At 64.6% G+C, this 24,361-nt stretch carries 15 protein-coding genes and 1 tRNA gene; 10 read left to right on the forward strand and 6 right to left on the reverse strand.

What is annotated here, in order from left to right; translation table 11 throughout:
- Window positions 1-48 precede the first annotated feature (48 nt).
- The 3 genes from FJ443_RS19465 (at window position 49) to FJ443_RS19475 (ending at window position 11,684) form a co-directional block, all read left to right on the forward strand.
- On the forward strand, window positions 49-8,625 hold the full coding sequence (locus FJ443_RS19465) for a glucoamylase family protein (protein ID WP_140560554.1): 8,577 nt from the start codon (window positions 49-51) through the stop codon (window positions 8,623-8,625).
- Between the two features lie 354 nt (window positions 8,626-8,979).
- Window positions 8,980-10,752 (forward strand): glucan ABC transporter ATP-binding protein/ permease, encoded by a 1,773-nt coding sequence (locus FJ443_RS19470; RefSeq protein WP_140521731.1) that lies wholly within the window; start codon window positions 8,980-8,982, stop codon window positions 10,750-10,752.
- A 167-nt stretch (window positions 10,753-10,919) separates the two neighbouring features.
- Entirely contained in the window at window positions 10,920-11,684 is a 765-nt protein-coding gene (locus tag FJ443_RS19475) for a heme ABC transporter permease (protein WP_140521733.1), read from the forward strand.
- A gap of 24 nt (window positions 11,685-11,708) precedes the next feature.
- Here FJ443_RS19475 and FJ443_RS19480 read toward each other — a convergent pair whose 3' ends face one another.
- Window positions 11,709-12,767: a D-TA family PLP-dependent enzyme gene (locus FJ443_RS19480; protein WP_181175115.1), complete on the reverse strand. Its 1,059-nt coding sequence runs from the start codon at window positions 12,765-12,767 to the stop codon at window positions 11,709-11,711.
- A 186-nt stretch (window positions 12,768-12,953) separates the two neighbouring features.
- Between FJ443_RS19480 and FJ443_RS19485 the strand changes: the two genes are divergently transcribed.
- A complete protein-coding gene (locus FJ443_RS19485; RefSeq protein ID WP_140560557.1) occupies window positions 12,954-13,640 on the forward strand; it encodes a D-lyxose/D-mannose family sugar isomerase in 687 nt (228 codons plus the stop codon).
- Between the two features lie 94 nt (window positions 13,641-13,734).
- On the opposite strand, the gene FJ443_RS19490 is transcribed toward FJ443_RS19485, so the two are convergent.
- From FJ443_RS19490 to FJ443_RS19505, 4 genes are all read right to left on the reverse strand, one after another.
- Window positions 13,735-14,739 carry a L,D-transpeptidase gene (locus FJ443_RS19490; protein ID WP_140665544.1) on the reverse strand — a complete coding sequence of 335 codons (1,005 nt, stop codon included), beginning with the start codon at window positions 14,737-14,739 and terminating at the stop codon, window positions 13,735-13,737.
- Window positions 14,740-15,089: 350 nt separating this feature from the next.
- Window positions 15,090-15,584: a hypothetical protein gene (locus tag FJ443_RS19495; protein WP_224519168.1), complete on the reverse strand. Its 495-nt coding sequence runs from the start codon at window positions 15,582-15,584 to the stop codon at window positions 15,090-15,092.
- 151 nt (window positions 15,585-15,735) lie between these two features.
- Window positions 15,736-15,809, reverse strand: a tRNA-Gln gene (locus FJ443_RS19500).
- Window positions 15,810-15,932: 123 nt separating this feature from the next.
- Entirely contained in the window at window positions 15,933-16,865 is a 933-nt protein-coding gene (locus FJ443_RS19505) for a lysylphosphatidylglycerol synthase domain-containing protein (RefSeq protein WP_140494126.1), read from the reverse strand.
- A 427-nt stretch (window positions 16,866-17,292) separates the two neighbouring features.
- Here FJ443_RS19505 and FJ443_RS19510 point away from each other — a divergent pair, with 427 nt between their 5' ends.
- Both FJ443_RS19510 and FJ443_RS19520 read left to right on the forward strand, forming a co-directional pair.
- Window positions 17,293-18,642 carry a Ppx/GppA phosphatase family protein gene (locus FJ443_RS19510; protein WP_140656146.1) on the forward strand — a complete coding sequence of 450 codons (1,350 nt, stop codon included), beginning with the start codon at window positions 17,293-17,295 and terminating at the stop codon, window positions 18,640-18,642.
- 343 nt (window positions 18,643-18,985) lie between these two features.
- Window positions 18,986-19,783 (forward strand): RlmE family RNA methyltransferase, encoded by a 798-nt coding sequence (locus FJ443_RS19520; RefSeq protein WP_140665420.1) that lies wholly within the window; start codon window positions 18,986-18,988, stop codon window positions 19,781-19,783.
- Between the two features lie 6 nt (window positions 19,784-19,789).
- Here FJ443_RS19520 and FJ443_RS19525 read toward each other — a convergent pair whose 3' ends face one another.
- Window positions 19,790-21,211 (reverse strand): MFS transporter, encoded by a 1,422-nt coding sequence (locus tag FJ443_RS19525; protein WP_140624640.1) that lies wholly within the window; start codon window positions 21,209-21,211, stop codon window positions 19,790-19,792.
- A 209-nt stretch (window positions 21,212-21,420) separates the two neighbouring features.
- On the opposite strand from FJ443_RS19525, the gene FJ443_RS19530 reads away from it, so the two are divergent.
- From FJ443_RS19530 to FJ443_RS19545, 4 genes are all read left to right on the forward strand, one after another.
- Window positions 21,421-21,666 (forward strand): type II toxin-antitoxin system prevent-host-death family antitoxin, encoded by a 246-nt coding sequence (locus FJ443_RS19530; protein ID WP_140521745.1) that lies wholly within the window; start codon window positions 21,421-21,423, stop codon window positions 21,664-21,666.
- A complete protein-coding gene (locus FJ443_RS19535) occupies window positions 21,663-22,112 on the forward strand; it encodes a PIN domain-containing protein (protein ID WP_140515645.1) in 450 nt (149 codons plus the stop codon). The genes FJ443_RS19530 and FJ443_RS19535 overlap by 4 nt, the downstream gene beginning before the upstream one ends.
- Before the next feature lie 137 nt (window positions 22,113-22,249).
- A complete protein-coding gene (gene guaB / locus FJ443_RS19540) occupies window positions 22,250-23,752 on the forward strand; it encodes an IMP dehydrogenase (RefSeq protein WP_140494114.1) in 1,503 nt (500 codons plus the stop codon).
- Entirely contained in the window at window positions 23,703-24,332 is a 630-nt protein-coding gene (locus tag FJ443_RS19545; RefSeq protein WP_140494112.1) for a hypothetical protein, read from the forward strand. The genes guaB and FJ443_RS19545 overlap by 50 nt, the downstream gene beginning before the upstream one ends.
- Window positions 24,333-24,361: the final 29 nt, after the last annotated feature.

Raw genomic sequence — 24,361 nt, forward strand, 5'->3', positions numbered from 1 at the left:
CATTGCCGTGGCGGTGACGCCGCTGAGTGCCCGCTTACGGAATTTTCAATGAATATTCAGACGAATCCAGCACAAATCGAAAAGACCAGCGCGAGCTTCCCGCCCATCACGGAAGAACCGATAAGATCCATTTTCCTGCCGGAGGAACGCCTTCGGCTGCTCGGTGAAAGCCTGGCCAAGGGCGATCTCGCGGATCTGTTCGGCCTGACGCCATTCGATTTCCAGGCCCGCATCCGCGACAGCGCCAAGAAGATCCTCGAAGTCTACCGTTCGACCAACGCCGCGCAGGCGAGGGGCGAGACCATCACGCCCGCGGCGCAATGGCTGCTCGACAACAACTATCTGGTCGAGGAAACCATTTTCCAGGTCAAGCGCGACCTGCCGCGCCGCTTCTATCGTCAACTGCCGACGCTGAAGCTGCCGGACGGCGGCGGCGTGCCGCGCGCGCTGGCGCTGGCCTGGACTTATGTGGCGCATTCCGACAGTTCCGTCTCCGCGACCATGTTCAAGGCCATCGTCCAGGGCTTCCAGTCGGTCGAGCCGCTGAAGATCGGCGAACTCTGGGCGCTGCCGTCGCTGTTGCGCTTCGTTCTGATCGAAAATCTTCGCCGCCTTGCGGTCAGGGTCAACCGCACCCGGCAGATGCGCCAGATCGCCAATGATGTCGCCGACAAGGTGCTGGCGACCGACGATACCCGCGACCGGCAAGCGATCCTGGCCAATTTCAGCGCGCACGCCCAGGACACCACCTTTGCCACGCAACTGCTCTACCGCTTGCGCGACGGCTCGCAGAATGCAGGCAAGGCGCTGGAGTGGCTGGAAGGCGAACTCGAGAAGACCGGCTCGGACGCCGAGGAAATCATCATTTCCGAGCATCATACGCTGTCCAGCGGCAATGTGACGACCGGCAACATCATACGCGGCCTGCGTCTCATCAACGATATCGACTGGACGGTGTGGTTCGAGGGCGTCAGCCGTATCGACACGGTGCTGCGCGAGCGCACCGACTTCGCCGCGCTCGATTTCTTCTCGCGTGACCAGTACCGGACCGCGATCGAAGAGCTGGCCCGCCGCTCGAATCTGTCGGAATATCGCGTCGCCGAAAAAGCGATCGAACTGGCCGGCCAGATCACCAACGAAATTGCATCCGCCGCCGACGGCGCAGATGGCCTTGCGGCTCCTTTAGCGCACACGGATGTCGGTTTTTTCCTTGTCGGGCCACGCCGGCTGGAGCTGGAAAAGGCGATCGGCTACCGACCGACCGTCAGTCAGACCGTCAAGCGCACCTTTGCCAAGACCGGATGGCTGGGCATCGTCCTGCCGGTCTTTGCGCTGACCGTGCTGCTGCTGGTGGTGTCCGGCAATGCCCTTGCCAATCTCGGCCTGTCTGTGCCTTCGATCGTCTTGATGCTGGCGCTGTTTGCCGTGCCGGCCAGCGAAGGCGCGCTCGCTTTCTTCAATACCGTTGTCTCGCTGTTCCTCAAGCCGACGCGCCTTATCGGCTATGACTACAGGCACGGCGTGCCGTCCGAGGCACGCACGCTGGTGGTGGTGCCGTCGCTGATCGGCTCGCGCGACGACGTCGAGGAAAACATCCGCAACATCGAAGTGCACTACCTCGCCAATCTGGCGGACGAGATCCACTTCGCCCTGCTGTCGGACTGGCCCGACAGCAAGACCGAGATCGACGCGGCCGACACCGAGATTCTCGAATTCGCCCGTGACGAGATCGCCCGCCTCAACGCCCGCTATCCCGCCGAAGGCGCGCCGCGCTTCTATCTCCTGCACCGGCGCCGGCTCTATAATGCCGCGCAGGGATGCTGGATGGGCTGGGAGCGCAAGCGCGGCAAGCTGCACGAGCTTGACCTGCTGCTGCGCGGCGACAGCGACACCACCTTCCTGCCGCTCGATGTGCCGCTGCCGGAAAAAGTCGTTCACGTAATGACGCTCGACGCCGACACGCGCACCACCCGCGATGCGGTCGCTACGCTTGTCGGCAAGCTCTGCCACCCGCTCAACCGACCGCATTTCGATGCCACCAGGCGCGTCGTCACCTCGGGCTACACGATCCTGCAGCCACGTATCACCGCTTCGCTGACCAGCGGCGACGAGGCGTCGTTCTTCCAACGGGTCTTCTCGGCCAATCGCGGCCTCGATCCTTATGTCTTTGCGGTGTCCGACCTGTACCAGGACGTCTTCGGCGACGGTTCCTTCACCGGCAAGGGCCTCTACCACGTCGATGCCTTCGAGGCCGCGTTGCAGGGCCGCATCGAGGAAAACACCATCCTCAGCCACGATCTGCTCGAAGGCGCGCTGGCGCGTTCTGCGCTCGTCACCGACGTCGAACTGGTCGAGGATTATCCGACCCGCTATTCGGTCGACGCCTCGCGCCACCATCGCTGGGCGCGCGGCGATTGGCAGCTCCTGGGCTTCATCCTCGATCCGCGCTCCGGCGTCCCGGCGCTGTCGCGTTGGAAGATGGTCGACAATCTGCGCCGCTCGCTGACGCCGATCTTCTGGGTGATGGCGGCGATCGCCGGCTGGACGCTGCTGCCCTTCACGCAGGCAGCACAATGGCAGGCATTGCTGATCCTCAGCCTGTTCATGGCGCCCACTTTCGACGTCGTCAACGCCATACTGCCCAAGAGCGGTGACCAGACGCCGCGCGGCCATTTCTCCGCGCTGGCGCGCGACGTGGCCTTCGGCACCGCCATGGTGGCCTTGAAGATCGTGCTGATGGCGCATAACGCCTGGATGATGGGCGACGCCATCGTGCGCACGCTCTACCGGCTGTTCGTCTCCCGGCAGAACCTGCTGGAATGGCGCACCGCCTCGCAGGCGCACAAGGCCGGCGACAACGACATCGGCTCCTACTACGGCATGATGTACGGCGCCGTGATCATCGGCTTCGTCGGCCTCGCCATTCCGGTGCTGGCCGATTCCACCGGCGCCTTCGTCGCCTTTTTCTTCGCTCTGTTCTGGATCGGCTCCCCGGCGATCGCCAGCTGGATCAGCCGCTCGGCCGAGACCGAGGACCGGCTGCGCATCTCGCAGGCCGACATCCATGCGCTGCGCACCGTGGCGCGCCGCACCTGGCACTATTTCGAAACCTTCGTCACGGCGGAGCATCATCACCTGCCGCCGGACAATTTCCAGGAGAGCCCGGCGCCGGTGGTCGCGCCGCGCACCTCCCCGACCAATATCGGCGTCTATCTCCTGTCGGTCGTCTCGGCTCGCGATTTCGGCTGGATCAGCCTGTCCGACGCCATCACCCGCATCGATGCCACCATGACGACCATCGAGAGCATGCCGCGCAACCGCGGCCATCTCTTCAACTGGTACGACACCACCACACTGAAGCCGCTCTATCCGCTCTACATCTCGGCTGTCGACAGCGGCAATCTCGCCGGCCATTTGGTGGCGGTGGCGGCGGCCTGCGCCGAATGGGCCGAGGCGCCGTCCGTTCATCTCCAGGGCGATTTCGAGGGCATCCTCGACACAGTGACCATCCTCGGCGAGAGCCTGGATGAGCTGCCCGACGACCGCCGTCAGCTGCGGCCGCTGCGCCAGCGCCTTGCCGACCGCCTCGACGGCATGCGGCGCGCCGTCGACACCATCAAGGCGCAGCCGGAAATGGCCTCGATCCGCACCATCAATTTGGCTGTGCTGGCCGGCGAGATCCGCAAGCTCGCCACCGCCATCCACACCGAGGCGGCATCGCCACAGAGCGATGTCATCGTCGACTGGGCGGCCAGGCTCGAAGCGACCTGCGAGGCGCATGTCCACGACGCCCACAGCGACGACAACGCGGTCGAGGCGCTGCGGGCCAAGCTGCTCACCCTGCGCGAGCGCACGCGCCGCTTCGCCTTCGAGATGGAGTTCTCGTTCCTGATGCGGCCGGAGCGCAAGCTGCTGTCGATCGGCTACCGGGTCGAGGAGCACCAGCTCGACGAGAGCTGCTACGATCTTCTGGCCTCCGAGGCGCGGCTGACCAGCCTGTTCGCCATCGCAAAGGGCGACCTGCCGACTGAGCACTGGTTCCGGCTTGGCCGGCCGATCGTCGAGATAGGCTTCCAGGGCGCGCTGATGTCCTGGTCCGGCTCGATGTTCGAGTATCTGATGCCGCCGCTGGTGATGAAGGAACCGCAAGGTTCGATTCTCAACCAGACCAGCAAGCTGATCATCAAACGTCAGATCCAGTATGGCCGCCAGAAGAACGTGCCCTGGGGCATCTCGGAAGCGGCCTACAACGCCCGCGACCGCGAGCTGACCTACCAGTACACCAATTTCGGCGTGCCTGGTCTCGGGTTGAAGCGCGGCCTTGGCCAGAACACGGTGATCGCGCCTTACGCCACCGTGCTGGCCGCGCAGTTCAACCCGCGCGAAGCGGTGCAGAACCTAGCGCGACTGCGGGAGCTCGGCGCGCTTGGCCGCCATGGTTACTACGACGCGGTCGATTTCACGCCGCAGCGCGTGCCGGAAGGCACCGATCACGTCGTCGTGCAGAACTACATGGCCCACCATTCCGGTATGTCGATCGCGGCGGTCGCCGATGCCATTTTCGAGGGTCGCCTGCGCGACCGTTTTCACAGCGATCCGGTCATCGAGTCGGCCGAACTTCTGCTCCAGGAGAGGGCGCCGCGCGACATCCCGACTGCGACCGTCAGAACCGAGGCGGACGAACGGGCGAAGGACGAGACCGAAACCGAGAGTCCCGACACCCGCATCGTGCTCGATCCTGTGCGGGCACTGCGTTCGACCAACGTGATGTCGAACGGCCGCTATTCGGTGATGGTCACCGCGACAGGCTCCGGCTACAGCCGGTGGGGCGATCTGTCCGTCACGCGCTGGCAGCCGGATCCGACCGAGGACCGGCTCGGCTCCTACATCTTCTTGCGCGACGCAGGCAGTGGCGACTGGTGGTCGGCGACGGCGGAGCCGAAGCGCGCGGCCGAGGAGCGCACCCAGACGCTGTTCTCCGACGACAAGGCGAGCTTCGTCAAACTGGTCGGCACGCTGCGCTCCGAGGTCGAATGCATCGTCATCTCGGAAGGCAATGGCGAAGGCCGCCGCGTGACGCTGTTCAACGAGGGACCGACCGACCGTCACATCGAAGTGACCTCCTTCGCCGAGCTGGTGCTGGGCCTGGAGGTATCCGACAATGCCCATCCCGCCTTCTCGAAAATGTTCGTGGAGACCGAAATTGCCCCCAACAATGGGGCGATCTTCGCCACGCGGCGCAAGCGCGAGACCAGCGAGCCAGACGTGACGATGGTGCATTTCGTCACCGACCCGTCCGGTCCGGCGCGCGACGCCGAAGCCGAGACCGACAGGCGCGCCTTTATCGGCCGTGGCCGCACCATCGTCGACGCTGCGGCTTTCGATCCGGGCGCCCGGCTTGGCGGCCATTCCGGCTTTACCCTCGATCCGGTCGCTTCGCTGCGCCGCCAGGTGCGCGTGCCCGCCAACAAGAAGATATCGCTGACCTTCTGGACCGTCGTCGGTTCCAACCGCGCGGAGCTGGAGGAGGCCATTGCCCGGCTCGACCACCCGGAGAGCTTTGCCCGCCAGGCCATGCTCGCCTGGACGCGCAGCCAGGTGCAGACCCGGCATCTCGGCCTCAGCCTGGCCGACGCCGCCAACGTACAGAAGCTGGCGCGCTACCTGATCTATCCGGATCCATTCCTGCGCCTGCCGGCAGAATCCATCGCTTCGGGACTGGGCAAGCAGTCGAGCCTGTGGCCGACCAGCATCTCGGGCGATTTCCCGATCTTCCTGGTCAGGATCGGCGACGTCGCCGATCTCGAAATCGTCGCGCAGGCACTGCGTTTCCAGGAATACATGCGCACCCGTGGCATGATGATCGATTTCGTCGTCGTCAACGAACAGGCCTCCTCCTATGTGCAGGACCTGCAGCGGGCGGTCGAATCCCTATGCGAGAACAGCCGTTTGCGCGGCAAGGAGCTCGGACCGCGCCAGCACATATTCGCCGTGCGCCGCGACCTGATGGACGAGACCACCTACAAGACGCTGCTTGCGGTTGCCCGCGTGGTTCTGCACACGCGCAACGGCACCATCTTCGATCAGATCGAGCGGGCCGAGGTGGCGGCCTTGCAGGCGCGCGATGCCCAGCAGCCGGCGGCATTGCCTGAATTGGCGTCTATGACACATTCCTTTGGCTCGCAGGCCCTAGCGGCGGACGGGCACGGGCTCAGCCAATGGAACGGGTTCGGTGGTTTCGAGGGCGACGGGCGGCATTATGTCGTGCGCCTGGCCGGCCGCAGCACCACGCCCCAGCCCTGGATCAATGTTATTTCCAACGCCTCGTTCGGCTTCCACGTCTCCGCCGAAGGCGCTGCCTTCACCTGGAGCCGCAACAGCCGCGACTACCAGCTGACGCCGTGGTCGAACGATCCGGTTTCGAACCGGCCCGGTGAGGGCATCTATATCTATGATCACGCCAGTGGCCGGGCATTCTCGCCGCTCGCCGCCGTGGTGCGCGATCCGTCGATGACTTACGAGACGTGGCACGGCCAAGGGTTCTCCACCTTCCGGTCGAAGCGCGGCTCATTGTCGATGGACCTCACCCATGTCGTCGACCCGGTCGACCCGGTGAAGATTTCCCGCCTGCGCATCCAGAATGCCGGCCCGGCGCCGGCCAGGCTGCGCGTCTATGCCTATGCCGAATGGGTGCTGGGCGGACATCGCTCGCGCACGGCGGCGACCATCGTTCCGTCGCGCGATGCCGCCACCGGCGCCTTGCTGGCACAGAACCCCTACGGGCTCGATTTCGGGGAGCGCGTCGCCTTCCTCGCCGCCGATGACGGCGTGCATTCGGTGACAGCAGACCGGACTGAATTCCTGGGCCGGCACGGCACCAGCGAGTTTCCGCAGGCGGTGCTGAGCGGCGCGGGACTGTCAGGCCGCGTGGAGGCCGGCGACGATCCCTGCGCTGCAATCGCCCGCGACATCGATGTTCCGGCCGGCGGCGACGTCACGCTGTTCTGGCTGCTCGGGGACGCCGGCTCGGCCGCGGAAGCGAGCGCCCTGGTGCGCAAGCATCGGGGCAGGGATTTCGACCAGCGTCTGGCCGACAACGAGCGCGAGTGGCGCGGCTTCCTCGACACCATTCAGGTCGAAACGCCGGACAAGGCGCTCGACGCCATGGTCAACCACTGGCTGCCCTACCAGAGCCTCGCCTGCCGCATCCGCGCCCGCTCTGCCTTCTATCAGGCCAGTGGCGCCTTCGGCTTCCGCGACCAGTTGCAGGACACGCTGGCTCTGCTGGCGCACGATCCCAAACTGGCGCGAGACCAGATCCTCAACGCGGCGCGTCGGCAGTTCCCTGAAGGCGACGTGCAGCATTGGTGGCTGCCGCGCACCGGGGCGGGTGTGCGTACGCTGATCTCCGACGACGTGGTCTGGCTGGCCCATGCCACCGCGCGCTACCTGCTGGTGACGGGTGACGCCACCATCCTGAAGGAGCAGCTGCCCTTCATCGATGGACAGCCGCTCGGCGAGGGCGAGCACGATGCTTTCTTCACGCCCGAAATTTCGAAAAAGACGGCGTCCCTTTACGAGCATTGCGCGCGTGCGCTCGATCTTGCCATTGCGCGCAGCAGTCCCGCCGGGCTGCCGCTGATCCTCGGCGGCGACTGGAATGACGGCATGAACCGCGTCGGCGAGCAAGGCAAGGGCGAGAGCGTCTGGCTCGGATGGTTCCTGCTGCGGACGCTGGGCGACTTCGCCGCCGTGGCCAAGACGGAGGGTGATGCCAAGCACGCGCAGGCCTGGGCAAAGCATGCCGACGCGCTGAAACGCGCGCTGGAGAGCACGGCGTGGGACGGCGAATGGTATCGGCGCGGCAGTTTTGACGATGGCACGCCGCTCGGTTCGCGCTCATCCCAGGAGTGCAGGATCGACTCCATCGCCCAGTCCTGGAGCGTGCTCTCGGGCGAGGGCGATCCGGCGCGTTCGACGACGGCGATGCAGCAGGCGACCAAGCTGCTCGTCGACGACGAACTCAAGATCCTCAAGCTGTTCACGCCGCCCTTTTCGAAGACGAAGAAGGATCCGGGCTACATCAAGAGCTACCCGCCGGGCGTTCGCGAGAATGGCGGCCAGTACACCCATGCCGCCACCTGGTTCGTCATCGCGCTGGCCGAAATGGGGCTGAACGACGAGGCCTATCGCTGCTTCTCGATGCTGAACCCGGTCAACCACGCATTGGACGAGGCCTCGGCCGAGCGTTACCGCGTCGAGCCCTACGTGGTTGCGGCCGATATCTACGCCGGCGACGGCAATGCCAGCGACAACAAGGGCGGCCGCGGTGGCTGGACGTGGTACACGGGCTCGGCGGGCTGGCTGTACCGGGCGGCGGTCGAAGGCATTCTCGGCATCGAGCGGCGTGGAAAGCAGATCACGTTTAGGCCGAAACTGCCCAGCCATTGGGATGGCTACGCCGCCACGCTCAAAATGCTGGGCGCCGAAGTCACGGTGCGTGTCGTCCGCGACAAAAAGACCAAGTCGATCTCGCTTGAAGTTGATGGTTCGAAGACGAAATCCGCGTCTTTCCAACCGAAGGCTGGTAGCAAGGTCGAAGTTGTCGTGAAGATACCCTCGTAAAATCAACAGCTTCAACCCTGTCCCGCGCATCCTCCGGAATGCGCGGGATAGTCTTTTGTCTATTTGCAGATCTCCGCTTGGGCAGCCGGCGGATCCGGTCGGGCCATGCCGGGCAAGATCGCCGTGATTAAAAATGTGGCAGCGCTCAGCGGCTGCCATGATTTTGCCGCAAGGCTGACATTTCACCTTTTATCTCAACCCGTTAGGTGATCACGTGAGATTTCGCATCGTCGTCATCTTTTGTTCGCTAAACGGGAACGGAAGGGATAGACGGGCATTGTTTTGCGACGCGTTAACCGATACGTGTCAAGAAATGGTGCGGTGCACAATAAATGTTTTGGCGGAGTAGCTGAAGTGTCCCTTCTGCAAATCTACTGGCGAGCGCTCGGTTATTTGGCAGCTGACAGGAAACGCGTAGCGCTGATCTGCTCAGCCAATGTCGCGCTGGCCATCATCGCCATCCTGGAGCCGATCATGTTCGGTCGCGTGATCGACGCGATTTCCGCACACGGCTCCGTCTTTTCGACCCTCGCCCTCTGGGCCGGCCTGGGCGCCTTTAACATCATCGCGTTCGTTCTTGTGGCGCGCGGCGCCGACCGCTTCGCCCACGCCCGGCGCAGCGAAGTGCTCTGCGACTCCTTCGAGCGCGTCATCACCATGCCGCTCGCCTGGCATCATCAGCGCGGCACGTCCAATTCCCTGCACACGCTGCTGCGTGCCGTGGAGACCTTGTTTAGTCTCTGGCTCGAATTCATGCGCCAGCATCTGTCCACGGCCGTCGCGTTGTTCCTGCTGATCCCGACCGCGCTCAGCATGGACGTGCGCATGTCGATGGTGCTGCTGGCTCTCGGCGTGCTCTATGTCGGCATCGGCCGGCTGGTGATGAAGCGGACCAAGGCGGGCCAGGCCGCCGTGGAGCGCCACTATCATACCGTATTCGCCCATGTGACGGACTCGGTCAGCAACGTCGCCGTTTTGCAGAGCTACAACCGCCTCGGCCATGAGGCCGATACGCTGCGCCGCTACGTCAAGAACCTGCTCGATGCGCAGAACCCTGTGCTCGACTGGTGGGCCATGGCCAATGCGCTGCATCGCCTGTCGTCGACGATTTCGATGATGGTGGTGCTTTTGATCGGCGCCTATCTGGTCACCCACGGCCAGCTGCGCATCGGCGACGTCATCGCCTTCACCGGTTTTGCAACGCTGCTGATCGCCCGTCTCGACCAGATGTCGGCATTCGCCAACCAGATTTCGGAGGCCCGCGCCAAGCTCGAGGATTTCTACCATCTCGAGGACTCAGCGGCCGACGCCGCCGAACCGGACGGGCTGCGCGATCTCACGAACGTCACCGGCCATGTCCGTTTCGAAAATGTCGGCTTCGAATTCGCCAATTCGGGGCAGGGCATCCACGACGTCTCCTTCGAGGTCCAGGCGGGCCAGACCGTAGCCATCGTTGGGCCGACCGGCGCCGGCAAGACCACGCTCATCAATCTGTTGCAGCGCGTCTTCTCGCCGTCCACCGGCCGTATCCTGATCGACGGCATCGACACCCGCACCGTGACCCGCAAGTCGCTGCGCCATTCGATCGCCACCGTGTTCCAGGATGCGGGCCTGCTCAACCGCTCGATCGAGGACAACATCCGCGTCGGCCGCTCCGATGCGACCAACGACGAGATCCATGCCGCCGCCGACGCGGCTGCCGCACAGGACTTCATCCTGGCCAAGAGCAATGGCTACGACACGGTGGTCGGCGAACGCGGCGGCCAGTTGTCTGGCGGCGAGCGCCAGCGCATCGCCATTGCCCGCGCCGTGCTGAAGGATGCTCCGATCCTGGTGCTGGATGAGGCGACCAGCGCCCTCGACGTCGAGACAGAAGACCGCGTCAAGGAAGCGATCGACGAATTGCGCCGCGACCGCACCACCTTCATCATCGCCCACCGCCTGACTACCGTCCGCGACGCCGATCTGGTCGTGTTCATGGACAAGGGCAGGGTGGTCGAAATGGGTGGCTTCGCCGAGCTGTCGCTGCGCAACGGCCGTTTCGCCAGCCTGCTGCGCGCCGGCGGCCTGCTCAACGACGAAGAGGTCCGCCGCCTCAGCCGCTCGATACAGGGCGAGGCCGCCTGAGCGGGTTCTTTTACCTCCCCCCGTGGGAGGTCGGACCGAAGGTCCGGTCGGGGAGCGCCGCCGTCCTCACCCCGCTGCTTCGCAGCGACCCTCCCCAAGGGGAGGTGACAAGGCCTGCGACACTCCCTCGATTGCCCCAGACGCATAGCCGGGCTATTTAAAGCGGCATGAGCGACAGCACTTCACGCCTGAGCGGCTGGACCGATCTTGCCAACCCGACACGGTTCGTGGCGCTTGCCGACCGGGTGGTGCCGTGGCTGGCGACGATTGCGGCGCTGACCCTTGCCGCCGGCCTCTATATGAGCTTCACCGCGCCCGAGGACTTCCAGCAAGGCATCACCGTCCGCATCATGTACATCCATGTGCCTTTCGCCTGGTTGGCCATGATGTGCTACACGCTGATGGCGCTCTCGGCGCTCGGCACATTGGTCTGGCGCCATCCGCTGGCCGATGTCGCACTGAAATCGGCGGCCCCCATAGGTGCCGTCTTCACCGCGCTGGCGCTGGTCACCGGTTCGATCTGGGGCAAGCCGATGTGGGGCACCTGGTGGGTGTGGGACGCGCGGCTGACTTCGGTTTTCGTGCTGTTCCTGATGTATCTCGGCATCATCGCGCTGACCCGCGCGCTCGATGATGCCGGCCGCGCCGCCTGGGCCGCCGCCATCATCACGCTGGTCGGCTTCATCAACATCCCGATCATAAAATTCTCGGTCGATTGGTGGAACACGCTGCATCAGCCGGCCTCGGTGTTCCGCATGGGCGGATCGACCATCGACCCCTCGATGCTATGGCCGCTGCTGGTGATGGCCATCGGCTTCACGGTGCTGTTCTTCGCGCTGCACCTGATGGCGATGCGTACCGAAATCCACCGGCGGCGGGTGATTGCGATGCGCAGGGTCGCGGCCCGGCAGGCTGAGCGTCAGCCGGCTTGAATCACCCGCGCCTGGCCAAAGAAGTCATCCCATCCGCCCACGTGCGGCCACCGGCAGGGTTTCCAGCACCGTCTCGCCGTCGATCAAATTGACCTCATTGAACAGGTTGGTGACGACGCAGCAATGGTCGGGCACCACGCGCACGCGCTCGCCGATGCGAAGCTTGCCATCGCCTGAGAGCGTGACCGTGCCGTGTTCCTCGCTCAGGCCCGTCACCCGCGCTCCCGCAACGCCGAGCAACTCGCCGAAATCGGCGAGCCCCAGCGTATCGCTCGACAGCGCCTTGCTGCCGGCGTCGAGGATGGCACGCGTCCGCGTCGGATGGCTGACCACGGTCGACAGCACGCTCAGCGCGCAATCGTCGAGGCTGCCGACGCCCTTGGCGACCTGGTAGCGGTCGAGATAGATGTAGGTGCCGGGGCGGTATTCCGTGACGACGCTGTCTTCGCCCGAGCGCCACATGTCGGGCGTGCCGCCGCTGGAGATGCGCGCGCAGGCGAGACCGCAGGCGGCCAGCACCTGCCTGGCGCCGGCGAGCCAGGCTTCGGCCTCCCCCGCACGGCCCGCGGCCGGATAGGTCATCAACCCGCCGAAGGCGAGGCCCTTTGCCGTCTCGATCTGTCTTGCCAGGCCAACCGCTTCACCGGCCGTCTGCACGCCGCAGCGCCCCATGCCGGTGTCGCATTCGACCAGCACCGGCAGGGGATGGCCGGCATCGGTGAAGGTGGCGGCCAAGCCTTCGATCGTCTCCATGCTGTCCGCCGTCACCGACAGGGTGACGCGCCCATGCAGCGCCTTCAGCCGCTCCAGCTTGGCGCGGCCAAGGATGTTGTAGGGGAGAAAAATGTCGGTCAGCCCGGCATCGGCCATCACCTCGGCCTCGCCGATCTTCTGGCAGGTGATGCCGACCGCGCCCGCCGCCACCTGCTTCTTCGCCCAATAGGGCAGCTTATGCGTCTTGATGTGGGGCCTGAGCTTCAACCCGTGACGGTCGGCATGCGCCTGCGCGCGGGCAATATTGGCTTCGGCGCGCGCGGCGTCGATCAGGATCGATGGCGTATCGAGGTCGTGAATGGTCGGCATCATCTGTCACCCTGTGGAATCCGCAGGGGTTATGGCCCTGAAAGCGCCTTATGTCACGCGGCCAGCCGGGCGGATCCGTGGTTCCATGCGTCCGCGCTGCAAGCCGGTGCGAGGCAATACGGATCGACACCGCATCGTCGTTCGGCTATGCGATTTGTTGGAGAAGTCGACACGAGGACCACGATCATGAAACGCTCCGCCATCAACGACATCATCCGCGAAGCCGACGCTTTCATCCGCTCGTTCGGCTACATCATGCCGCCCTTCGCCTACTGGTCGCCGGAAGAGATGAAGGCGCGCCAGGTCGATTCCTCGGCCATTTTCACCTCGCGGCTCGGCTGGGACATCACCGACTACGGCCAGGAAAAGTTCAAGGAGCTCGGCCTGTTCCTGTTCACCGTGCGCAACGGCCGCTACGAGGACATGAAGAAGGGCATGGGCATGCTCTATGCCGAGAAGATCATGATCTCGCGCAAGGACCAGTTGTCGCCGATGCACCGCCACAACATCAAGGCCGAGGACATCATCAACCGTGGCGGCGGCAAGCTGGTGCTGGAACTGTTCATGCACGATCGCGACGGCGGCATCGATCCCAAGGCCGAGGTGTCGGTGCCTGTCGACGGCACCATCCACCGGTTGCCGGCGGGCGGGCTGCTGAAGCTCGATCCGGGCCAGAGCGTCACGCTGCTGCCCGGCGTCTGGCATGCCTTCTGGGCCGAAGGCAAGGACGTACTGATCGGCGAGGTGTCGACCGTCAATGACGATCTCACCGACAATGTATTTCGCGAGCCGATCGGTCGCTTCTCCAACATCGACGAGGACGTCGCCCCGCTGCACCTGCTGGTGTCCGACTATGAGAAGTGGCTGGGGTAACTTCGCAGTAAACTGAGGCGCCGGCCGGCTAACGGCCAAGGCCGGCAGCGCCTCAATGGCAGCAGCCAAGTGAAAGTGAGTCCCCCGGTTGCCTCTACGGCGATCCCTGGTCGATCGATCCCACCGCTTCGCCGGTGAAGATGACCTTCGTGCCCTCGTGCACTTCGGAGGCGAGGTCTTCGGCGTCCCAATTGGTCAGCCTGATGCAGCCATGCGAGAAGGTTTTCCCGATCTTGCTCGGGTCCGGAGTCCCGTGAATGCCGTAACTTTCGATGGACAAATCAATCCACACCGATCCCACCGGATTGTTTGGCCCGGCGGCGATCGTGAAGGGGCGCTTGGTCCTGACCCCCTTGAAGGCGAAGTCGGGATCGTAGTGATAGGTCGGGTTGTGCACCACGCGTTTGACCTCTGCCTGGCCGCTCGGCGCCGGCTTCTCCTGGCTGCCGATCGAGGCGGGGTACACCGCAAGCACTTTGCCGGACGGGTCGAGCACGCGAAGCTGGCGCGCGCCCTTGTCGACCTCGACCTCAGCAACACCCGCGGGCGGATCGCCTCGGGTGACGGCAGGCACCAGCACCTTTTGCCCGGCCTTCCTGAAGCCGACGCCAGGGTTGAGCCGTTGAAGCAACTGTTGGCTGACGTGGAAGCGCTCCGCTATTTTTTCCGCCGCGTTGTGGTAGCCGAGCCTGCGCAGGCGGGCCATTTTCTCCATGCGCGCCGGAATTCGCCTGGTAAACGGTCCGTGCACATCCTTGCGCGTCAGCTCGTACGTCTCGAGCGCCGGGCTCGGGGAGGTCGCGACCAGCTTGTCCCAGGTCTGGCGGGTGAGCTTACCATCGGCGGGCAGCCCGTTGGCCGCCTGAAACGCCCGGACCGCCTTGGCGAAGTTCTCTGCTGCGCGGCCGTCGATCAGGCCCGGCGAGAAGCGCGCGCGATCCAGAAGGATCTGTGCCTTCAGCACGGTCGCACTGACGCCTTTTGCTTCGCTGTCGTCGAATTGCGCGTTGTTGACGGCTGCGACGTCCAGCTTTGCCGCCGCCGATACGTCACATGCCATGGCGAGCACGACAGCCGCGACGAGAAGGAGCCTGGTCATCGACGTCACACTCCTGCATGAGCACCTGCTTCTATGACGTTGCAGGGCCGATCTGGTTCCATTCCCCCCTGCATTTGAGCCGCGATCACCGACCGCCAGTATGAGGAATACGGATCGGGACGTCCGGCGGTCGCGCGGATGCATGTGATGATAGACTTAACGGCAAGAACTCGGCGCCGGCTGCACGCTCGTCCTGCACAGGCATGACGAGCTGATTGGTACATCCGTCTTGGCCAACCTTGCTTGCAGCGCCGGCAACGCCTCGCTTCGCCGCGCCGTGTCAGGCATTCCACCAGCCCGTGCAGCGCCTATGGCAACGCCGGGCTCACCCGCACCGGTGTCGAACGCCATTAACTGCCAGGCCTGCCCTTGTTTTGTTTGCGGGCATAGACGACGCATGCGTCGACGGCGCTGACACACAGCCCATCGCGGCGGTTTGGAAGGTTGTTGTCGCCCGCATAGGCGACCTCAGCCACACGGCCATCGACGATGCGAACCTGTGTGTTGCAATAACCTCCCGGAGCGACATTCAACGACCCGCCGACGGAAGGGATGGGGCCCACCGCGAAGGTAGGAAGCACGACATTGACATTGCCCCGCTGCACCGCGCGCTCATAGCTCCAGATTTGCCCCGATGCTCCTTCGTCGGCGGTGGCGGTGGGGAACCCCGCGCACATTCGCAGGTCCGCTTCGCTGAGGCCGACCATTTCCTTTTGGGCGGCAGCCGTTGTGGGATCCTCTTTCGCAAGCTTGGACGTATCGTCGGGAACGACGCAGGACCAGAGCGCGCCCGTGCCGGTGAGAAGAAACAGGATAGCCGGTAGTCGAATCCCGCGAGACGCCAAAACCGCTCTCCGATCTGCTGGATTGTTCGCCCGCCCTTCACCGAGGTAAGAGGCCGCCCCGATATTTCAACCCGCGATGATCGGGCTGCCTGTTCGATCGCGAGACGGCGGATCAGGCTGGTTGGTCTGGTGCGGACGGTGGGAGTGAAGCTGGCTGGGGAACCTGGATTCGAACCAGGACTAACGGAGTCAGAGTCCGTGGGTCTACCGTTAACCTATTCCCCAGCAGGCGAGGTCATAAACCGCGCGGGCCGAGCGGGCGAACCGCTGTGAGCGCTGCCTTGTAGCCGCCAGCAGAAAATAGTCAAGCCTGCCGGTGTTTCAATTGTGATGTTTCGGCGCGGCTTTTCAATTGCCTGTCCGCCCGAACTGCGAGCGCTCGAAATAGAGCACGATGCCCAGGCCCAGAAACAGCGGGACGATGAGATAAAACAGCCGGAATACCAGCAGGGCCGCCAGCACGCCCACGGGGTCCATGTCGGAGAGCCCGGCCAGGAACACCACCTCGAACACGCCCAGCCCACCCGGCGCGTGCGAGATCTGCGCGATCGAGAAGGAGACGAGGAACACGCCGAGCACCACGAAATAGCCGGGGTTATGGGTCCCGGGGAGGGCAAAGAAGATGATCGCGGCTGCCGCCAGGAGTTCGATCGGGCCGATCAGTAATTGTCGCGCCACGATCGGCAGGGCCGGATAGTGAATCTGAAAGCTGCCGATCTTCAGCGGCCGCAGATGCAGCCAGCTGCCGAAGATATAGGCGGCGACGACGGCAAGCATGACGATGCCCGCAGCCCGCGACAGGCCGTGATGGGCTATGCCGGAGAAGCGGTCGATGATCTGCGGTTCGAGCACCAGAACGAGGCCGGAGGCAAGTACCGTCGACAGCACGAAGGTAATCCAGCAGATCGCCACCAGCACGCCGACGTCCTGTCCGCTCAATCCCCTCGTGCCATAGGCGCGATAACGGATGACGGCGCCCGAAAACACCGAGCCGCCGATATTGTGCGACAGCGCGTAGGTGGTGAAGGAGCACAGCGTGACGAACAGCCACGACACGCGTTTGCCGATATGCAGGAGCGCGATGTGGTCGTAGCCGGCGAGCGAGGCATAGGCGACAACCGAGCTCAGCCCCGCGAGGATCCAGCCGCGGGCCGGGATCGCCGCAATACCGTCCCAGACATCGTCCAGCGAAATGCCGCGCAATTCGTGCCAGAGCAGCAGGAGCGAGAAAATCACCGCCCCGACGCCGACGACCGGCCAGAAATAGCGTCTCCAGTTCATTGCCTGACTGCCATGCGTTGCGGGCCCGTTGCCTTCGCTGTCATTGCGGGAAAGCGGTCGGCGATTCCGATCGCTTTGCCCCCTCTATTTCAGAGATGCCTCATCGAAGCCGGCTATTCAACCGCCGGCCCTTGCCGCCATGGCAAGCCGCAATCGTTATCGTCGTCGAGAGGCGGAAAATCGACAGCCGAGCGGGAATATCGGCCCGGCCATGCGACCGTCCCCACACGCATTTGTGCTGAAAGTCGCTGTTTACCCCCACTTTGCGTAAGACGCGGCAGCGGGCGGTTTGCGGACAGCCCGGCAAAATTCGTGCCACGCGGCACTTGGTGATCCGGGCCGGCGCTGTTAGTCTGGCGGCAACTTGAAACAAAGAAGCGCCTGCTGCGTCCGTTCGCCGGTTCGCGCGGCGCCGGAAGGAACGACAGTGGAAGACCGCGACACCGGCGCCGGCGCGCCGGAGGTGGGCGCGTCCAGCGCTTCCCCGAGGCCGGCAGGCCCGGGGACCGCCAAATGGCAGCAACGCCGCCCGACGGAGCCACGCTCCGCCGACGGGCAGGCGAGCGACGCGAACCACCACCAAAAGGGCAAGGCCAAGAAAAGGCGCAAACGCCGGCGCGGGCGCAAGGTTTTTGCGCGCGACGATATCCGTCCCGCGGCGAATGGGGCGCCGGCGCCACGCGCCGCCGCGGCTGGCGCGGCGCCTGCAGGCATAGCCACACCGCCCATCGCGGTGGCTCGGCCCGAACCGGGGGCCCGTCGCCCGACGATGCCGGAATTGCCGGTATTTGCCGCGCTCGATCTCGGCACCAACAATTGCCGGCTGCTGGTCGCCGTGCCGGCGCGTCATGGCCAGTTTCGTGTCATCGACGCCTTTTCGCGCATCGTGCGACTGGGCGAGGGGCTCACGGCCAGCGGCCGCCTCGGCCAACCGGCGATGGACCGCGCGGTCGAGGCCCTGAAGGTCTGCGGCGAGAAACTGCGCAACCGCAAGATCAGGAAGGCGCGGCTGATCGCCACCGAGGCCTGCCGCTCGGCGGCGAACGGCGTCGAGTTCCTGGAGCGCGTCGAGCGCGAGGCTGGCCTCAAGCTCGAAATCATCGACCGACAGACCGAAGCGCGGCTGGCGGTGTCCGGCTGCGGTTCGCTGGTCGAGCGCGACACGCAGGGCGTCGTGCTGTTCGACATCGGCGGCGGCTCCTCCGAGATCGCGCTGATCGATCTCACCGGCCGCCGCTCGCCGCGGCTCGCCAACCATATCGTGTCGTGGACGTCGCTGCCGGTCGGCGTCGTCTCGCTGGCCGAGCGTTTCGGCGGCCGCACGGTGACGCGCGAGATTTTTGGCGCCATGGTCGACGACGTCGCCGCCCGGCTCGCCGCCTTCGATGGCCGCGATCGGCTTAGCCACCTCAAGGCCAGCCCGAAATTTCATCTGCTGGGCACTTCCGGAACGGTGACGACGCTGGCTGGCGTCCATCTCGATCTCGAGCGCTACGACCGCCGCCGCGTCGACGGCCTGTGGATGGACAGGGACAGCGTCGACCGCATGGTCGAAAAGCTGGTCGGCTGGGATTTCCAGCAGCGTGTCGCCAATCCCTGCATCGGCGCGGACCGCGCCGACCTGGTGCTGGCCGGCTGCGCCATTCTGGAAGCGATCCGCGCCGTGTGGCCGTCGGAGCGGCTGCGCGTTGCCGACCGTGGCTTGCGCGAGGGCATATTGAGCGAGCTGATGGCCGATGACGGCGTCTGGCGCAACGATGGGCGCGGCAGAACATGATCCCGAACCGCAGGACCGCGTCAGCGAAAAGTGGCGACCGGTTTTCGCGGACAAACGGTTCCGTTTGTCCAGAAGTCACGCTCGGGCAAGCTGGCGCAAGCGTTGCTCCGGTGAGCAGTCGACCCCCACTCCGTCGAGCTTCGCTCGACACCTCTCCCCCGATCGACGGGGGAGAGGATTGGCGCGAGCTAGCCAATCTTGGCGCCCTTCCTCTCCCTCCGGAGGGGGGAGAGGTGGCGCTGCGAAGCAGCGACGGAGTGGGGGAAGCCGTTTGCCAAACGCGCTGCCGCCGAAAAACGGCCACAACCCGGCAAGCGAGAAAACTTGGACAAGAAGTCAACCAATGACCAAGAAACCGGAAAAGCCGGGCTCGGCCGGCATTCGCGTGCTGAAGACGCGGATCAAGAAGAAAAGCGGGCTGAAGGAATCGTCGCGCCGCTGGCTGCAGCGTCACATCAACGATCCCTACGTCCAGCGCTCCAAGGCTGACGGCTACCGCTCGCGCGCGGCCTACAAGCTGATCGAGATCGACGACAAGCACCATCTGCTGAAACCCGGCATGAAGGTGATCGACCTTGGTGCGGCCCCCGGCGGCTGGTGCCAGGTCGCGGCCGCGCGGACCAAATCGACCGCGAAAAATCCGCATGTCGTAGGCATCGACTATCTCGAGATGGACGCGGTGCCCGGCGCGCCGGTGCTGTTGATGGATTTCCTCGATCCCGAGGCGCCGCGGAAGCTGGCCGAGGCGCTTGGCGGCGATCCCGATGTCGTGCTGTCCGACATGGCGGCGCCCACCACCGGCCACAAGCGGACCGACCACATCCGCACCATGCATCTGTGCGAGGTGGCCGCCGATTTCGCGCTGTCGGTGCTGAAGCCGGGCGGCCACTTCCTGGCCAAGACGTTCCAGGGCGGCGCCGAAAACGAGCTGCTCTCGATGCTGAAGAAGAATTTCCGGTCCGTCCACCACGTCAAGCCGCCTGCGTCGCGCGATGAGTCGGTGGAGCTGTACCTACTGGCGAAGGATTTCAAAGGGCGAGAATCCGGTCCGCCATCAGGCGGATCGGAACGTCCAGTGGATGTCTCGAAGAACTTGAGCGCACGGAGCCATGGCGAAGGGCCGGCGGACGGCGACGGCTGAACCGTCTCACTCCCCCGGCGACCTCACCGGTTCCAGCGGCTTGGGCATGGTCAGGCGGCCGTGGCCCGATACGGCGTTGCCGGCATCGGGCGCCAGCCGCATGAACGACAGCGATGCGGCGGCGGAAATTGCCGCGACGATGAAGAAGGCGGTATGGAAGTCCGGCAATGTCAACGGGCCGCCGTGGATACCCGTCGATACTTCCAGGATGCCGCCGGCAACCGCCACGCCCAGCGCGATCGACAGTTGCTGGAACACGGCGGCGATCGGTGTTGCCTTGCTCGTGTCCTCGGCTGAAACCTCGGCGTAGGCGAGGGCGTTGATGCCGGTAAAGAACATCGAGCGGATGAAGCCGCCCACCAGCAGCATGGCCAGCATCAAGAGATAGGGCGTATCGGGCGTGAACAGGCCGTTGACGGCGATCGACGCGGCGGCCACCAGCGAGCCGACGATCAGCACGCGACGAAAGCCGACGACGCGGAAGATCAGCGCTGTGACGAATTTCATGCCGATGGCGCCGATCGCGGAGACGAAGGTAATCATGCCGGACTGGAACGGCGTCAGCCCGAAACCGATCTGGAACATCAGCGGCAGCAGGAACGGCACGGCGCCGATGCCGATGCGGAAAAGTCCGCCGCCAAGCACGGAGGAGCGGAATACCTGGTTGCGGAACAAGTCGAGCGCCAGCAGGGGGTTCCTGGCACGGCGCGCATGCATGAGGTAGAGAGCGCCCGACACCAGCCCGACGCCCACGGTGATGAAGCCGGTCGCCGGCGGCAGATAGGGCAAGCTGATCACTGACAGGCCGAACACGACGCCGGACGCCGCCAGCCCGCTCAGCATGAAGCCGACGAAATCGAGCGGCGGCGTCTCCATCGATTCGGTTTCCGGCAGGAAGCGGGTGGCCAGCCAGATGCCGATCAGGCCGATCGGCACATTGATCAGGAAGATCCAGTGCCAGGTGAAGTAGGTGGTGATGAAGCCGCCGATCGGCGGTCCGACCAGCGGGCCCACCAATGCCGGCACGGTCAGCCAGGACATCGCCGCGACAAGTTCGCTCTTGGGCGTGGCGCGCACCAGCACCAGGCGCCCGACCGGCGTCATCATGGCGCCGCCTATGCCTTGCAGGAAGCGCGACACCACGAAGGCCGGCAGCGAGCCCGAAACGGCGCAGGCGACCGAACCGACGATGAACACCGCGATCGCGGCGCGGAAAACGTTCTTGGCGCCGAAGCGATCCGCCATCCAGCCGCTGATGGGAATGAAGATCGCCAGCGACACAAGATAGGAGGTCAACGCCAGCTTGAGCGCGATCGGGCTGGTGTGGATGTCGAGGGCGATCGCCGGCAGCGATGTGGCGATGACGGTCGAATCCATGTTTTCCATGAAAAGAGCGACCGCCAATATGAGCGGAATGGTTCGGTTCAAAGGAACGCGTCCGGGCTTGATTCCAGATGTTGCCGACCGGGAGTTTGCCGGCAGGCAGGGCGGTTATCACGGCTGGACACCAATGTCGTGTTAAATTGCTGTCACTTTTATGCGACCGCAACCTCCGGTGGCGGCTGCGATACACGATTGCTTGCAAAAAGCGGACACTATCCCTATTGTAGTGAAAATAACTACAGGACGTTATGATCATGGAAGAGGCCGTTTCGGCAGCCGATGCCAATCGCAGATTTTCTCGCATCCTGCGTGAGGTACGCGAGGGCCAGAGCTACGTCGTGACAAGCCATGGTCGGCCGGTGGCACGGATCGTGCCTGCGGAGAGGCACGAGGGTGTGGCCTCCCGCTCGCGCGCGGCATTGCTGTCGCGACTCGAACGGCAGCCGGTTGCCGATGCAGGACGCTGGACCCGCGATGAACTCTACGAGGATGACCTGTGAGGGTCGCGCTCGACACCAACATTCTTGCCTACGCAGAGGGCGTTAACAACGTAGACAAACGCGACCACGTTCTCGAACTGCTGCGCAAGGTTCCACAAGACGCTGCCATTGTTCCGGTTCAGGTGCTGGGTGAACTGTTCAATGTCCTCGTCCGCAAAGCCGGAAGGTCGCGCCAGGAGGCTCGGGATGCGCTGCTTAGCTGGCGCGACGCGTTCCCGGTTGCTGGGACGACGCCGGAGGTGATGACGATGGCTGTCGATCTTGCGGCGGACCATCGCTTCGGCATCTGGGATGCCGTCATTCTTTCGGCTGCATCCCAAACGGGTTGCCGGCTGCTTCTGTCGGAAGACCTGCAGGACGGCTTCACCTGGGGCGGTGTAACCGTCGTCAACCCCTTTGCATCGCCGCGTCACGCTTTGCTGGATGCTTTCCTTGGTTCGCAATAGAAGCTGAAGCGTCCTCAACGATCGGCTTTTCTTCCGTGCCGGGACGTGGTACCAGCCACCGCCAATCCTGAAAGGGAAGAAGAGAGTCGCGCTGTCCATCCCGGTCCAGCGCTTTTCCCGCATTCAAAGGGCTGGCCATGGCAAAAATCATCGAAACGTCCACCGGCGCGCTGGCGCTGACCTTTGACGACGTGCTTTTGCAGCCCGGCCATTCCGAAGTCATGCCCGGCCAGACCGACATCCGCACCCGAATTGCCGGCGACATCGACCTCAACGTGCCAATCCTGTCGGCGGCCATGGATACCGTCACGGAGGCAAGGCTTGCCATCGCCATGGCGCAGGCCGGCGGCATCGGCGTCATCCACCGCAATTTCTCGCCGGCCGAGCAGGCCGAGCAGGTGCGGCAGGTGAAGAAATTCGAATCCGGCATGGTGGTCAACCCGGTCACCATCGGTCCCGACGCGACGCTGGCCGACGCGTTGTCGCTGATGCGCACCTACTCGATCTCGGGTATTCCGGTGGTCGAGAATGGCGGCTCCGGCGGCCACAAGAGCGGCCGGCTGGTCGGCATCCTGACCAATCGCGACGTGCGCTTCGCCTCCGATCCGGCGCAGAAGGTCTACGAATTGATGACCCGTGAGAACCTGATCACGGTCAAGGAGAATGTCGACCAGGACGAGGCCAAGCGGCTTCTGCATCAGCACCGCATCGAAAAGCTCGTCGTCGTCGACAAGCAGGGCAATTGCGTGGGGCTGATCACCGTCAAGGACATCGAGAAATCGCAGCTCAACCCGCACGCCACCAAGGACGCGCAGGGGCGTCTGCGCGCCGCGGCCGCCACCAGCGTCGGCGACGACGGTTTCGAGCGCGCCGAGCGCCTGATCGAGGCGGGCGTCGACCTTCTGGTCATCGACACCGCGCATGGCCATTCGCAGCGTGTCCTCGATGCCGTCACGCGGGCGAAAAAACTCTCCAATTCGGTGCGCATCCTGGCCGGCAACGTCGCCACCGCCGAGGGCACCCAGGCGCTGATCGATGCCGGCGCCGATGCCGTCAAGGTCGGCATCGGCCCCGGCTCCATCTGCACCACCCGCATCGTCGCCGGCGTCGGCGTGCCGCAGCTGTCGGCCATCATGTCGGCGGTGGAAACTGCGCACAAATCGGGCGCCTCGGTGATCGCCGATGGCGGCATCAAATATTCCGGCGATCTGGCCAAGGCGCTTGCCGCCGGCGCCAGTGCCGCCATGATCGGCTCGCTGCTTGCCGGCACCGACGAAAGCCCGGGCGAGGTCTATCTGCACCAGGGCCGCTCCTTCAAGGCCTATCGCGGCATGGGTTCGGTCGGCGCCATGGCGCGCGGCTCGGCCGACCGATACTTCCAGGCGGAGGTTCGCGACACGCTGAAACTGGTGCCGGAAGGCATCGAGGGGCAGGTCCCCTACAAAGGACCTGTGTCTGGCGTGCTGCACCAGCTTGCAGGCGGCCTGAAAGCCGCTATGGGTTATGTTGGTGGCCGCGACCTTGCCGATTTCCGCGAACGCGCCACCTTTGTGCGCATATCCAACGCCGGACTTCGTGAAAGCCACGCCCATGACGTCACGATCACCCGCGAAAGCCCCAACTATCCCGGCGGAGCCTGATCGGCCCGACCAGTACACGTTCTGGCGCAATCTGGCCGCGACCATCTTGCGGCTATCGCGCCACGCTGCCGCCCTTTGCACCGCATCGGTGGCGGTTTTCATCGCCATGACGCTCATGGAGTTCTTCTATTTCCGCCAGTTGAGTGGCGGTTTGCCGTCGCTCGACATGCGCGTTTTTGGCTTCACGCCGGATGAAGGCATGGCCTGGCTGACGGCGCTCGGCCGGCGCGGCGGCGAGATCATCCTGGTCTGGCACTATCTGACCTTCGATCTTCTGTTCCCCGCGCTGTTGTCGGTGACGCTGGTCAGCCTGATCCTGGCAACGGGAAGGCGGTTGAGGAATTTCCGCGTGCTTCCGGGCCAGATGCAATCGATCTTCGCACTGATCCTGGTGCTGCCCTACACGATCGCCAACTACGCCCAGAACATCGCCGTGGCCCGCCTTCTGTCGGATTTCCTGTCGGCCAATCCCGATTCCCTGGGTCTCGCCTCGGCGCTGATCGTCACCAAATTCGCGCTGCTCGCAATTCCGGTGATCGTCATCGCCGTCTTCTGGCTGGCGGGTCAGAAACAGAATTGATCTGACCCGGCACCGGGCGGGGAGGGTTC

Origin of the sequence: Mesorhizobium sp. B2-6-1 (assembly GCF_006440475.1) — a bacterium.
Classification (GTDB): domain Bacteria; phylum Pseudomonadota; class Alphaproteobacteria; order Rhizobiales; family Rhizobiaceae; genus Mesorhizobium.